This window comes from Paracoccus lichenicola (genome assembly GCF_009708075.1).
GTDB classification, from domain to species: domain Bacteria; phylum Pseudomonadota; class Alphaproteobacteria; order Rhodobacterales; family Rhodobacteraceae; genus Paracoccus; species Paracoccus lichenicola.
The window spans coordinates 249,992-263,677 of sequence record NZ_WMBT01000001.1 but is presented as its reverse complement, the minus strand read 5'-3'; the positions used below and the strand labels follow the sequence as shown (position 1 = coordinate 263,677).

Below are 13,686 nucleotides of genomic sequence, written 5' to 3'. Positions count from 1 at the left end.
CCCCGGCGGGGGCCATGTGTAGGTAACGCGGAACCTGATCCAGACCGAAAGGTTGCTTGACCATGCGAATTTGCCCCGACCTGGCCGACATGATCGGCAACACGCCCCTGATCCGCCTGCGCCAGGCCAGCGAGGCGACGGGCTGCGAGATCCTGGGCAAGGCCGAGTTCATGAACCCCGGCCAGTCGGTCAAGGACCGCGCGGCGCTGTACATCATCCGCGACGCCGTGGCGCGCGGCGAACTGCGCCCGGGCGGCACCATCGTCGAAGGCACGGCGGGCAACACCGGGATCGGGCTGGCCCTGGTCGGCGCCTCGATGGGGTTCCGGTCGGTGATCGTGATCCCCGAAACGCAAAGCCAGGAAAAGAAGGACATGCTGCGCCTGGCGGGCGCGTATCTGGTCGAGGTTCCGGCCGCGCCCTACAAGAACCCCAACAATTATGTCCGCTATTCGGGCCGCCTGGCCGCCGAACTGGCGCGGACCGAACCCAACGGCGCGATCTGGGCCAACCAGTTCGACAACGTGGCCAACCGCCGGGCGCATGTGGAAACCACCGGACCCGAGATCTGGGAACAGACCGGCGGCAAGGTGGACGGTTTCATCTGCGCGGTCGGATCCGGCGGCACGCTGGCGGGCGTCGCCATGGCCTTGCAGCACAAGGGCGTGAAGATGGGGCTGGCCGATCCCGAAGGCGCGGCGCTGCATTCCTTTTACACCACCGGCGAATTCGACGCGCCCGGCAGTTCCATCACCGAGGGCATCGGCCAGGGGCGCATCACCGCGAACCTGGAAGGCTTCACCCCCGATTACAGCTATCGCATTTCGGACGAGGAAGCCTTGCCGGTGGTCTTCGACCTGCTGGAACACGAAGGGCTGTGCCTGGGCGGGTCGTCGGGCGTCAATGTCGCGGGCGCGATCCGCATGGCCCGCGACATGGGACCTGGCCACACCATCGTCACGATCCTGTGCGATTTCGGCAACCGCTACCAGACCAAGCTGTTCAACCCCGACTTCCTGCGCGCCAAGGGCCTGCCCGTGCCCGGCTGGCTGACGCGCGAAGCGCCCGGCATTCCCGAAGTTTACGAAGGCTGAACCTCCATGATCCGTGCGTTCCTGGCTGTCCTTCTGACAGTCCTCGTCCTTGTCATGTCGCCCGCCTTGGCCCAGGAACCGCCGCTGCCGGACTATTCCCGCTGGAACCAGGTCGCGGCCCAGGCCGAACAGCTGACCGGGGACACCGAGACCGCGACGGCCCAGCTGGAATCGATCCGGGGCGACATCGTCGAATGGCGCAGCCGGTTCGAGGAAGCCCAGGGCGTCAACGGCGAACGCATCGCCACGCTGGAATCGCAGATCGCCGCCCTTGGTCCTGCCCCGGCGGAAGGCGCGACCGAGGCCGAAGACATCGCCACCCGCCGCGCCGACCTGCAAAAGCAGCTGTCCGAGGCGCAGGCTCCGCGCCTGACGGCGGTCGAGGCCTTCAGCCGCGCCGATGCCATCGTCCGGCGGATCGACGACACCCTGGCGCGGCGCGCGGCCAGCCAGATGGCGCAGCAATCGACCTCGCCCCTGCTGCCCGGGAACTGGATCACCGCCGCATCGGAAACCCGGCGGCTGGCGGCCGGCATCGTCGAGAACACCGGCCTGCGCATTTCCGAACGGGCGACCTGGCCCGAACTGAAGCCGCGCCTGCCGCATGTGCTGGGCTATCTGATCACCGCGCTGGTGCTGCTGACCTTGGGCAGGCACTGGGTCGAGACGCTGCCGCGCCGGATTTCCGCGCGCACCAGCGACTATTCCCGCGCGGCGGTCACGTTCGTGGTGTCGCTGTTGCAGATCTTCCTGCCGATGGTCGGCATCTACCTGATGATCAGCGCCCTGACGGCGACGGGGATCTTCGGTCCCTGGACGCGCCCCTTCCTGGAGGCCCTGCCGGGCGCGGGCGTGATCCTGTTCGGCAGCGCTTGGCTGGCCCGCCAGCTGTTTCCGGGGCAGTCGATCAACTACGACACGGTGAACATGGCGCCCAAGGACCGGCAGCGGGCGCGGTGGCTGACGAACGCGCTCGCCGCCGTCTTTGCCGTCCATTACGTCGCCTCGCAGGCCTTCCTGCCGCTGTCCGGCCTGGTCGAGCGCAGCAGCACCCTGCAACGCATCCCGATGGAGTTCGCCGAAGGCGCGGCCGTCGTCTATAACTTCGTGCTGATCACGGTCGCGGCGGCCCTGCTGTTCAAGCTGGGCAACATCCTGCGCAAGCTGAGGCCCTGGTCGGACAAGACCGGCACATCGTATCGCCACCGCGTGCTGGCCTGGGCGGGGGCGCTGACCCGCGTCGTCAGCATCCTGGCCGTGGCCCTGGCAGCCCTGGGCTTTGTCAACCTGGGCAACCTGGCCACATGGCCCTGGCTGCAATCGCTGGCGCTGATCGGCCTGCTGGTGCTGCTGCAGGACTTCATCGCCGACGTGTTCAACATGCTCAAGCGCGGGCAGGAAGGGGCGCGCGACGGGCTGGCGCCCCTGCTGATCGGGTTCGCGCTGATCGTGCTGTCGGTGCCGGTCTTCATGCTGATCTGGGGCGCCTCGGTCAACGAGCTTGCCGAATACTGGGTCCGCTTCCGCCAGGGCGCGACCCTGGGCGGGGTGCGGCTGTCGCCCGGCGCGGTGCTGATGTTCATCCTGGTCTTCGGCATCGGCTATTCGATCACGCGCGGCGTCCAGGGGGCGATGCGCACGTCCGTCCTGCCCAAGACGAAACTGGACGCGGGCGGGCAGAACGCGGTCGTGTCGGGCATCGGCTATGTGGGGATCGTGCTGGCGGCGATGCTGGCGATCACCTCGGCCGGGATCGACCTGTCGTCATTCGCCATCGTCGCGGGGGCGCTGTCGGTCGGCATCGGTTTCGGGTTGCAGAACATCGTGTCGAACTTCGTGTCGGGCATCATCCTGCTGATCGAACGCCCGGTCAGCGTGGGCGACTGGATCAGCGCGGGCGGCCAGCAGGGCATCGTCAAGCGCATCTCGGTCCGGTCCACCCAGGTCGAGACCTTCGACAAGCAGCAGGTGATCGTCCCCAACAGCGACCTGATCAGCCAGCCGGTGACGAACTGGACGCGGCAAAGCAAGACGGGCCGGATCATCATCCCCATCGGCGTCAGCTACGGCAGCGACACCCGCAAGGTGGCCCGCATCCTGACCGAGATCATCGAGGATCAGCCGCTGGTCACCATCGACCCCGCGCCCGCCGTCCTGTTCCGCGGCATCACCGTGGATGCGCTGAACTTCGAGATCCGCGCCGTCATTTCCGACATCGGATCGGGCATGTCCGTCACCTCCGAGGTGTATCACCAGATCGTCGAACGCTTCGTCCACGAAGGGATCGGGATGCCCTTCACCACCCGCGACATCTGGCGCGACGGCCAGGATCTGCCCGATGCCGACAAGGATGCAGAGGAAGACGTGCCGCCCCCCCCTGCGCAAGCCCCCGTGCGGTCGCAGCAGCGGGAATTGCCCCACGACGGCAAGTGACGATCAGGGGCGGGCCGTCTCGGTATCGGCCAGCCCTTCGCGCGACAGAAGGATCGCGACCGGGCGCAGCCAGGGGACATGCCAGCAGACGATCATGACGGCCACCATGATCGGCACCGCCAGGAAGGCCCCGGCGATCCCCCAGATCGCGCCCCAGAAGGCCAGCGACAGGATGATGCCGAACGAGGACAGTTGCAGCGTCTGGCCGGTCAGCATCGGGTCCAGGATGTTGCCCACCACGAAATGCACGATCATGCAGGTGGCGCCGACGACGACCGTGGTGGTCGGATCGCCGGTCAGCACGAAGGCCAGCGCCACCGTGATCCCCCAGGCGATGACCGAGCCGATATTGGGGATGAAGTTCAGCACAAAGGTCAGCCAGGCCACCGCCGCGGCCAGTTCCAGCCGCCCCAGCACGAAGATCAGCCAGACGGTCACGGCGGTCAGCGCGCTGACGAAGGTCTTGACCACCAGATAGCGGTTCACCCGCCGCATGATCGTGGCGATGATCGTGCGCATCCGCATGGCCTGCGCGGGATCGCCGGTCAGCCGCTCGATCTTGACGGGCAGCCAGGTGCGTTCGGCGAACATGAAGCCCACGAACAGGATCACCAGCAGGCTGCCCGACAACAGCCCCGAGGCCTGCCCCGCCAGCGACCGCAGCCAGCCGGTGATGTTGAATTCCGTCAAGGCGGCCATCAGGCGGGTTTCGGCCTCGGGACCGAAGCGTTCGATCAGGGCGGACAGCGCGATCTGCACCGATTCGGCATAGGCGATGGCGCGGCCGATGACGACGTTCACCTGGGACATGATGGTGGTGGACAGCCAGATCAGCCCCAGCGTGATGCCGATCAGCGCCAGCGTGGTCGCCAGCCAGTTCGGCACCTTCAGCCGCCTGGAAATCGCCTGGATCGCGTCCGAGGTCAGCGAGAACAGGATGATCGCGATGGCCAGGCAGATCAGCACGAAGCGCGCCTGGAACAGCATGAACAGGATCAGCGAAAAGGCGATGATGCCCAGGAACCCGGTCTGGAGCCTTTGACGCAGCACATCGTCGCTGGATGGAGTCACGCTGTCCCTCGTTGAAAGAAAGGCCCGGTCATTGCCGGGCCTTGGTTCGATCAGTCCTCGGAGGTCTCCTCGCCGTCGCCCTGTTCCGCGATCCGCGCGACCGACACGACCTCCTCGCCCGGGGCGGTGCTGAAGACCCTGACGCCGCCCGCGCTGCGGGACCGGAAGCTGATGCCGTCCACCGGCACCCGGATCGACTGTCCGGTGGATGTCGCCAGCATGATCTGGTCGTCCATGTCCACCGGGAAGCTGGCCACCAGGGCGCCGCCGCGCATGGCCTTGTCCATCGCCATCACGCCCTGGCCGCCGCGCCCGCGCACCGGATAGTCGTGGCTGGAACTGATCTTGCCCGCGCCACCCGCGGTGATGGTCAGGATCAGATCCTCGGCCGCCGACATCTGGGCATAACGGGCCGGGGTGATGCTGCCCTCGGCCACGGCTTCCTCGTCCTCGTCGGCCTCGGCCCCGTCGTCGAGCGCACCTGCCACCGCGCGGCGCATCTTCAGATAGGCGGCGCGTTCCGCGGGGTCGGCCTCGAAATGGCGGATCACGGACATGCTGACCACGCGGTCGCCATTGGTCAGGCGGATGCCCCGCACGCCGGTCGAATCGCGGCCCTTGAAGACGCGCACGTCGGTCGTGGGGAAACGGATCGCCCGGCCCGAGTCCGTGACCAGCATCACGTCGTCGTCTTCGGTCGCCATGCGAACCCCGATCAAGCTGACCCCCTCGGGCAGCTTCATGGCGATCTTGCCGTTCGTCCGCACGCTGGTGAAATCCGACAGCGCGTTGCGCCGCACGTCCCCGTCCGAGGTCGCGAAGATCGCCTGATAGCGGTCCCATTCCGCTTCGGGCGCATCGACGGGCATCAGGGCGGCGATGGACACCCCCGGCTCGATCGGCAGGATGTTGACGATGGCCTTGCCCTTGGCCGTCCGCCCGCCCAGGGGCAGGCGCCAGGTCTTGAGGCGATAGACCATGCCGTCGGTGGTGAAGAACAGCAGCTCGGTATGCGTGTTGGCGACGAACAGCGTGGTGACCACGTCGTCTTCCTTGGTCGCCATGCTGGACAGGCCCTTGCCGCCGCGCCGCTGACTGCGGAACTCGGCCAGGGCCGTGCGCTTGATGTATCCGCCCGAGGTGATGGTGACGACCATGTCCTCGCGCTCGATCAGATCCTCGTCCTCCATGTCGCCGGACCAGTCGGTGATCTCGGTCCGGCGGGGGACGGCGAACAGGGCGCGCACCTCGCGCAACTCGTCGCTGATGATGCCCATGATGCGTTCGCGCGACCCCAGGATCGCCAGGTAATCGCGGATCGCGTCGGCCAACTGGCCCAGTTCCTCGGTCACTTCCTGCACGCCAAGCTGGGTCAGGCGTTGCAGGCGCAGGTCCAGGATGGCGCGGGCCTGCGTTTCCGACAGGTTGTAGGTGCCGTCGTCGTTCACCGGATGCAGCGGATCGTCGATCAGCCGCAGGTATTCCAGAATGTCGTGCGCGGGCCAGCGGCGTTCCATCAGCCGCTCGCGCGCCTCGGCCGCGTCTGCCGAGGACCGGATCGTCGCCACGACCTCATCGACGTTGCTGACGGCCACCGCCAGGCCGCACAGCACGTGGCTGCGTTCGCGCGCCTTGCGCAGTTCGTATGCAGTGCGGCGGGCCACGACCTCCTCGCGGAAGCCGATGAAGTGGGTCAGGAAGTCGCGCAGCGTCAGTTGCTCGGGCCGACCGCCGTTCAGCGCCAGCATGTTGCAGCCGAAACTGGTCTGCAACGCGGTAAAGCGGAACAGCTGGTTCAGCACCACGTCGGGCGTGGCATCGCGTTTCAGTTCGACGACGACGCGGACGCCCTGTCGGTCGGATTCATCCTGCACCAGGGCGATGCCTTCCACCCGCTTTTCCTTCGCCAGTTCGGCGATGCGTTCGATCAGGCTGGACTTGTTCACCTGATAGGGCACCTCGTCCACGACGATGGCCCAGCGGTCCTTGCGCAATTCCTCGATATGCGTCTTCGCGCGGATGATGACGCTGCCGCGCCCTTCCAGATAGGCCTTGCGCGCGCCCGACCGGCCCAGGATCAGCGCGCCGGTCGGAAAATCGGGACCGGGAATGATCTCCAGCAGGCGTTCGGTCGGCAGGTCGGGGTTCTCGATCAGCTCCAGCGTGGCGTCGATCACCTCGCCCAGGTTGTGGGGCGGGATGTTGGTCGCCATGCCGACGGCGATGCCGCCCGCGCCGTTGACCAGCATGTTCGGGAACCGCGCGGGCAGGACGGTGGGTTCGCGGTCCTTGCCGTCATAGTTGTCCTGGAAATCGACCGTGTCCTTGTCGATGTCCATCAGCAGGAAGTTCGCGGGCTTGTCCATCCGCACCTCGGTATAGCGCATGGCGGCGGGGGGATCGCCGTCCATCGACCCGAAGTTGCCCTGTCCGTCCAGCAAGGGCAGCGACATGGAAAAGTCCTGCGCCATGCGGACCAGCGCGTCATAGATCGCCGCATCGCCATGGGGGTGATACTTACCCATCACGTCGCCCACCGGACGCGCCGACTTGCGATAGGCCTTGTCGGGCGTGTTGCCGCTTTCGTCCATCGCGTACAGGATGCGGCGGTGCACCGGTTTCAGCCCGTCGCGCAGGTCGGGGATCGCCCGGCTGACGATCACCGACATGGCATAGTCCAGATACGAAGTCCGCATCTCGGCGCTGATGTCGATCACCGGGCCGTCGTGGTGCATCACGGTCCGCGCAGCAGTGCCGTTTTCATCGCCCGCCTCGGGGGTGTCGGGCAGGTCGTCTTCGGGGGTATCGGCCACGGGATTTCCTCAACATCTTGTTGGGTTACATATAGGCGACATGGCGGCCCGGGGCAATGTTCCCGGGGGGTTTTGACGGCCTAAAACCCGCCCTAGGCCCGTTTCGCCGCCGCCCCCCAGACCACCGCCAGACCGGCGGAAAAGACCGCGTTCCAGGCGGCCATCGACAGGCCCAGAAAGCGCCAGGCGACCTCGTCGCAGCGGATCACGGGGGCGGATTGCAGCCGGGTCATCAGTTCCTGCGGGGACATGCTGGCCAGGTTGCCGACGGTGCCCGAGCAATGCGTGGGTCCGGCCCACAGCTTCCATTCGACCCCGGCGTGATAAAGCGCCAGCCCCATGGCGACGCCCGCCGCGATCATGCCCAGGACGGCCAGCCCCCGCACCCGGCCGGTCCACCAGACCAGCAGCGCCACGACGGCGGCGGCGACATGGGGCCAGCGTTGCAGGATGCACAGCTCGCACGGGGCATAGCCCGCCGCCTGGAAGCCAAGCGCGGCGATCAGCAGCGCCGCCGATCCGGCCCCCGCCAGCAGGGAAAGTTGTCGTCCGTCCATGATCCCCTCGGTCCTTGATTTGCCTTGTGGATCGGCCCGCAGGGCGGCCGCGTCAAGAACCTTGCGGTTTCGTCGCGCCGCTGTGATCATCGGCCTTGGGGGCCGTCTTGCGGAACCCGCGGGACGGGCTGGTGTTCTGGTGATGACGGCCCCACATGACCGGGGCAACGGAGGTCAAGGCACATGCAATGGCGGGGACGGCGCGGCAGCGGCAACATCGAGGATCGGCGCGGCATGGGCGCCGCCGGGGCAGGGGGCGTGGGCGTCGTGGGGATGCTGGCGATCCTGGCCGTCGGCTATTTCTTCGGCATCGACATCTCGCCGCTGGTGCAAGGCATGGACCAGGGGCAGCCGGGGCAAAGCCGCCCCCTGACCGAGGAAGACCAGCAATGGGGCGAGTTCGTCTCGGTCGTTCTGGCCGATACCGAGGAGGTCTGGGCGCCGGTCCTGCCGGAGCAGGCGGGGATCGCCTATGTGGACCCGAAGCTGGTGCTGTTCAGCGGCGTCGTGCAATCGGCCTGCGGGGGCGCGTCGGCAGCCATGGGACCCTTCTATTGCCCGGGCGACCAGCGCGTGTATCTTGACACCGACTTCTTCGACATGATGGCCAGCCGCATGGGGGCGGGGGGCGACTTCGCCTATGCCTACGTGATCGCGCACGAGGTCGGCCACCACGTCCAGAACCTGACCGGCACATTGGGCGAGACGAACCGCCTGCGCAGCCAGATGGGCGAACGCGACGCCAACCAGATCTCGGTGCTGACAGAACTTCAGGCCGATTGCTATGCGGGCATCTGGGCGCGCCACGCGCAGCAGCGGTTCGGCGCCATCGAGGCGGGCGACCTGGAAGAAGCCATGCGCGCGGCCCAGGCGGTGGGCGACGACGTGATCCAGTCGAACGCGGGGCGCACCCCCGTGCCCGACAGCTTCACCCATGGCAGCGCGGCGCAGCGCCAGGAATGGCTGATGCGCGGCTTCAACTCGGGCGATATGGCCCAGTGCGACACGTTCAAGGCGGCGGGGCTGTAAGGCCCGCGCGGCGAAAAGGAGAAGACGGATGCTGACGATCTTCACGATCCTGTCCATCGGGCTTGGCGCGGCGATGCTGCGCCGCCCGGAACCGCAGCGCATCGCCCGGCGGGACCGCCGCCGGTCCTAGCGCGGGATGCGCGGGGCGCGGCCTTCCTCCAGCGTGGCCCAGTCGGGCCACAGGTCCAGTCCCTCCAGCGCCGCGATGGCAAGGCCTGCCGCAACAATCGCCAGCACCAGCTTGACACTGCGCGCGCTTGGCGGGTTTCGCGCCCATTTCGAAGCCCGAAGCAGCCAGATCAGGTTGTTCATGGGGGCAGCCTCCTGCTAGATCGGGGCGACTCGATCAGAGTCCCCGTCGCCTTTCAAGACCGAACCCTGCGAGACCGTTTTGCCGAACCATCAGGATTCCCGCGTCCTTCCCTATAGCGCCAAGCAGATGTTCGACCTGGTGGCCGATGTCGAAAGCTATCCGCAGTTCCTGCCCTGGAACAGCGCCGCCCGCATCCGGTCGCGCGAAACCCGCCCCGACGGGTCCGAGGAGATCGCCGCCGACCTGGTGATCAGCTTCAAGGTCTTCCGCGAACGCTTCGGCAGCCGCGTGGTCCTGTGGCCCGCCGACCCGGCGACCGGCGCGCTGAAGATCGACACGGAATACCTGGACGGTCCCTTCAAGTACATGCGCAGCGGCTGGACCTTCACCGACCGTCCCGAGGGCGGCTGCCGCGTCGATTTCTTTGTGGATTTCGAGTTCAAGAACCTGATCCTGCAAAAGCTGATCGGGGTCGTGTTCCACGAGGCGATGGTGCGGATCGTGCGCGCGTTCGAGGCGCGGGCGAAAAAGCTCTACGGTCCCAGGTAAGGTCCCTTTGCCTTGGGCCAAATATCCCTGGGGGCCAGGGGGGCAGCGCCCCCCTTTCTGCCGGTTCAGCTCAGCGCTGCCTTCAACGCCTCGGCCCGGTCCGTCTTTTCCCAGCTGAACGCCGTTCCCCGGTTCAACTGATAGGGCTGGCGCCCGAAGTGCCCGTAACTCGCAGTCGGGCGATAGATCGGGTGCAGCAGGTCCAGGTCGCGGATGATGGCGAAGGGGCGCAGGTCGAAGACCTCGCGCACCGCGGCCACGATCTTGTCGTGGGGCACCGTTTCCGTGCCGAAGGTGTTGAGGCTGATCGAGGTCGGCTGCGCCTCGCCGATGGCATAGCTCACCTGGATCTCGCAGCGGCGGGCAAGCCCGGCGGCCACGATGTTCTTGGCGACCCAGCGGCCCGCATAGGCCGCCGAGCGGTCCACCTTGGACGGATCCTTGCCCGAAAACGCGCCGCCGCCGTGCCGCGCCATGCCGCCATAGCTGTCCACGATGATCTTGCGGCCCGTCAGCCCGCAATCGCCCACCGGCCCGCCGATCACGAACTTGCCGGTCGGGTTGATGAAATACTTGGTCGCGTCGGACAGCCATTCGGCGGGCAGGACGGGCTTGATGATCTCCTCGATCACGGCCTCTCGCAGGTCGGACAACGTGATTTCCGGGTTGTGCTGCGTGGACAGCACCACCGCGTCGATCCCCGACGGGCGGCCGTCCGCGTCATAGCGCAGCGTCACCTGGGATTTTGCGTCCGGGCGCAGCCATTTCAGCGTGCCGTCGCGGCGGACCTTGGATTGCTGCTCCACCAGCCGGTGGGCATAGGTGATGGGGGCGGGCATCAGCACGTCGGTCTCGTCTGAGGCATAGCCGAACATCAGCCCCTGGTCGCCCGCGCCCTGGTCTTCCAGGTTGTCGCGGTCCACGCCCTGGTTGATCTCGGGCGATTGCTTGCCGATGATGTTGATGACCGAACAGGTGGACCCGTCGAAGCCCACGTCGGACGACGTGTAGCCGATGTCGTTGATGACGCCGCGCACGATGCTTTCCAGATCGACCCAGGCAGCCGTCGAAATCTCGCCCGAGATGATGGCGACGCCGGTCTTCACCATCGTTTCGCAGGCCACGCGGGCGCGCGGATCCTCGGCCAGGATGGCGTCCAGGATGGCGTCGGAAATCTGGTCGGCGATCTTGTCGGGATGGCCCTCGGAAACGGATTCCGAGGTGAACAGCGAATATTCCATGACTCAATACCGGTAATGATCTGATTTGAACGGGCCTTGGGGCGTCACGCCGATGTATTCGGCCTGCTCGCGCGACAGTTGTGTCAGCTTCGCGCCCACCTTGTCCAGATGCAGACGCGCGACCTTTTCATCCAGCGCCTTGGGCAGGATATAGACGCCGGGCGCATAGTCGTCGCCCTTGGTCCACAGCTCGATCTGGGCCAGCACCTGGTTGGTGAAGCTGGCCGACATGACGAAGGACGGATGGCCCGTGGCGTTACCCAGGTTCAGCAGGCGCCCCTGGGACAGCAGGATGATGCGGTTGCCCGAAGGCATCTCGATCATGTCCACTTGGTCCTTGATGTTGGTCCATTTGTGGTTGCGCAGGGCGGCCACCTGGATTTCGTTGTCGAAATGGCCGATGTTGCCGACGATCGCCATGTCCTTCATCTGGCGCATATGCTCGATGCGGATCACGTCGCGGTTGCCGGTGGTGGTGACGAAGATGTCGGCGGTCGCGGCGACATCCTCCAGCAGCACGACCTCGAACCCGTCCATGGCGGCTTGCAGGGCGCAGATCGGATCGACCTCGGTCACCTTCACCCGCGCGCCCGCGCCTTGCAGGGACGCGGCCGACCCCTTGCCCACGTCGCCATAGCCGCAGACGACCGCGACCTTGCCCGCCATCATCGTGTCGGTGGCGCGGCGGATGCCATCGACCAGCGATTCCTTGCAGCCGTACTTGTTGTCGAATTTGGACTTGGTGACGCTGTCGTTCACGTTGATCGCCGGGAAGGGCAGCAGACCGCGCTTGTGCAGGTCGTACAGGCGATGGACGCCGGTGGTCGTTTCCTCGGAAACGCCCTTGATGGCGTCGCGCTGGCGGGCGAACCAGCCGGGGGTTTCGGCGATCCGCTTGCGAATCTGGGCGAACAGGGCTTCTTCTTCCTCGCTGGTCGGCACGTCGATCAGGCCGGTCTCTCCCGCCTCGACCCGCGCGCCCAGCAGGACATACATGGTGGCATCCCCGCCGTCGTCCAGGATCATGTTCGCCGTGCCCTCGGCAAAGCGGAAGATCCGGTCGGTATAGGCCCAGTATTCCGCCAGCGTCTCGCCCTTGACGGCGAAGACCGGCACGCCCGTGGCGGCGATGGCGGCCGCCGCGTGGTCCTGGGTGGAATAGATGTTGCAGGACGCCCAGCGGACATCGGCGCCAAGGGCGGTCAGGGTTTCGATCAGCACGGCGGTCTGGATCGTCATGTGCAGGCTGCCCGCGATGCGCGCGCCCGCCAGGGGTTTCGCCGCGCCGTATTCCGCCCGCAGTGCCATCAGGCCGGGCATTTCCGTTTCGGCGATGTCCAGTTCCTTGCGGCCGTAATCGGCCAAGGCGATGTCGCGGATGATGTGATCGGTCACGGCGGTTCGTCTTTCGTCTGTCCTGTGGTCTGCGACCGGATAGCCCAAGCCAGCCCTGATCAAAAGCGAAAAGGGCTGACGCCGCCCGCCTGCCGTGGCAAGGTCATGTGGCTGCGGCGGAACCCCAGATCCGCCGCAGCCCGGAAGGCGGCAGTGCGCTGTCCGCCTTCCTTCCCCACGACACCCCCCGTCGGACCGGATGGCGGCAGGCCCGCCCCTTCACGCGACAGGGTGTCAGACCAATCTGAATATTTGATTAAGACGATGCCGGGGACGTGTCCTGCCGCGTCACACGGGCGAAATGGAGGTATCGAAACGGCGCACCGCGATCGTGACGGCGTCACCTTGCGCGGGAAGACCGCCTTGCGGCCGTGCGGGCGAAGCGCATGACGAAATCGGCCAGGGCGCGTTCCGCCACCTCGATCGGATCCTGAGAGGGAAGCAGGCTTTCCATCCGGCCATCGACCACCATGCGCGCCAGGCCATAGGCAAAAGCCCGCGACGACAGCACGATCATCGCGATGTTCTCGTCCTCGCGCAGGTGGCCCGCCGCCCGGGCGCGTTCCAGCATCCGGACCATGAGATCGGTCACCGAATCCAGATAGCGGCGCAGTTCGGGGATCCGCATGGCGTCCATGGTCGGATGGCTGGTGATCAGCCGGAACTGCGCCCGGTGATCCGCCGCCCAGCGGATATAGGCACTGCCAAGCGCAAGGAACTGGGCAACCGCATCGTCAGGGTTGATCTTGACGACCGCCTTCGTGCAGGAATCCATCAGCCGGACCAGGGCCTGCTCTGCCACGGCGATCAGCAGGCTCTGATCGTCAGGGAAGATCCGGCGCAGGTCGCAGGCGGGCATCCCGATCCGACGGGCGACATGATCCAGATCCGGATCGCGCTTGCCCAAGTCCGCCATCAGCTCGATCGTCGCGACGACAGCCTGGCCATGCAGGCCCAGTCCCTTCATGATGTCGTCGTGCTTGCTCATGCTCCGTTTCCGTATGACAGGATTCATGGCCGGGCAAACGGTGCAGCGTCGCAACCATCCCCCCGACAAGATGAACCGTTCTTCAGGCGTCGGGTTCCCGGCAGCGGTCCCCGGACGGCAATAATATGTGCAGACGAATCCGCAACCGCATTTCCTGCTGTCCTGGCGGGAAGTGAATGACCTCTGACCATTGCCGATGATCC

Annotated in this window: 11 protein-coding genes; 4 read left to right on the top strand and 7 right to left on the bottom strand. The window is 66.5% G+C overall.

The window, feature by feature from the left end:
* The first annotated feature begins 62 nt into the window (after nucleotides 1-62).
* Nucleotides 63-1,094, top strand: a complete 1,032-nt coding sequence (locus tag GIY56_RS01320; RefSeq protein ID WP_154763009.1) for a cysteine synthase A — start codon at nucleotides 63-65, stop codon at nucleotides 1,092-1,094.
* Between the two features lie 6 nt (nucleotides 1,095-1,100).
* The gene (locus GIY56_RS01315) at nucleotides 1,101-3,527 is read left to right on the top strand and encodes a DUF3772 domain-containing protein (RefSeq protein WP_230312214.1); all 2,427 of its coding nucleotides are present in this window, start codon (nucleotides 1,101-1,103) and stop codon (nucleotides 3,525-3,527) included.
* 3 nt (nucleotides 3,528-3,530) lie between these two features.
* Here the strand turns inward: GIY56_RS01315 and GIY56_RS01310 are convergent, their stop codons facing one another.
* From GIY56_RS01310 to GIY56_RS01300, 3 genes are all read right to left on the bottom strand, one after another.
* A complete protein-coding gene (locus GIY56_RS01310; RefSeq protein ID WP_328288404.1) occupies nucleotides 3,531-4,598 on the bottom strand; it encodes an AI-2E family transporter in 1,068 nt (355 codons plus the stop codon).
* A gap of 50 nt (nucleotides 4,599-4,648) precedes the next feature.
* The gene (gene gyrA, locus GIY56_RS01305) at nucleotides 4,649-7,333 is read right to left on the bottom strand and encodes a DNA gyrase subunit A (RefSeq protein WP_154763401.1); all 2,685 of its coding nucleotides are present in this window, start codon (nucleotides 7,331-7,333) and stop codon (nucleotides 4,649-4,651) included.
* A gap of 170 nt (nucleotides 7,334-7,503) precedes the next feature.
* Entirely contained in the window at nucleotides 7,504-7,968 is a 465-nt protein-coding gene (locus tag GIY56_RS01300; protein ID WP_154763008.1) for a disulfide bond formation protein B, read from the bottom strand.
* Between the two features lie 183 nt (nucleotides 7,969-8,151).
* Between GIY56_RS01300 and ypfJ the strand changes: the two genes are divergently transcribed.
* Entirely contained in the window at nucleotides 8,152-8,997 is an 846-nt protein-coding gene (ypfJ, locus tag GIY56_RS01295; RefSeq protein ID WP_154763007.1) for a KPN_02809 family neutral zinc metallopeptidase, read from the top strand.
* A 126-nt stretch (nucleotides 8,998-9,123) separates the two neighbouring features.
* Here the strand turns inward: ypfJ and GIY56_RS01290 are convergent, their stop codons facing one another.
* Complete coding sequence (locus GIY56_RS01290; protein ID WP_154763006.1) at nucleotides 9,124-9,309, bottom strand: hypothetical protein; 186 nt, start codon at nucleotides 9,307-9,309, stop codon at nucleotides 9,124-9,126.
* A 79-nt stretch (nucleotides 9,310-9,388) separates the two neighbouring features.
* Between GIY56_RS01290 and GIY56_RS01285 the strand changes: the two genes are divergently transcribed.
* Nucleotides 9,389-9,859, top strand: a complete 471-nt coding sequence (locus GIY56_RS01285) for a type II toxin-antitoxin system RatA family toxin (protein WP_154763005.1) — start codon at nucleotides 9,389-9,391, stop codon at nucleotides 9,857-9,859.
* Between the two features lie 65 nt (nucleotides 9,860-9,924).
* On the opposite strand, the gene metK is transcribed toward GIY56_RS01285, so the two are convergent.
* The 3 genes from metK to GIY56_RS01270 form a co-directional block, all read right to left on the bottom strand.
* On the bottom strand, nucleotides 9,925-11,100 hold the full coding sequence (gene metK, locus GIY56_RS01280) for a methionine adenosyltransferase (protein WP_154763004.1): 1,176 nt from the start codon (nucleotides 11,098-11,100) through the stop codon (nucleotides 9,925-9,927).
* 3 nt (nucleotides 11,101-11,103) lie between these two features.
* Nucleotides 11,104-12,495 carry an adenosylhomocysteinase gene (ahcY, locus tag GIY56_RS01275; protein ID WP_328288403.1) on the bottom strand — a complete coding sequence of 464 codons (1,392 nt, stop codon included), beginning with the start codon at nucleotides 12,493-12,495 and terminating at the stop codon, nucleotides 11,104-11,106.
* A 340-nt stretch (nucleotides 12,496-12,835) separates the two neighbouring features.
* A complete protein-coding gene (locus tag GIY56_RS01270; RefSeq protein WP_196053512.1) occupies nucleotides 12,836-13,483 on the bottom strand; it encodes a TetR-like C-terminal domain-containing protein in 648 nt (215 codons plus the stop codon).
* Between the last annotated feature and the right edge of the window lie 203 nt (nucleotides 13,484-13,686).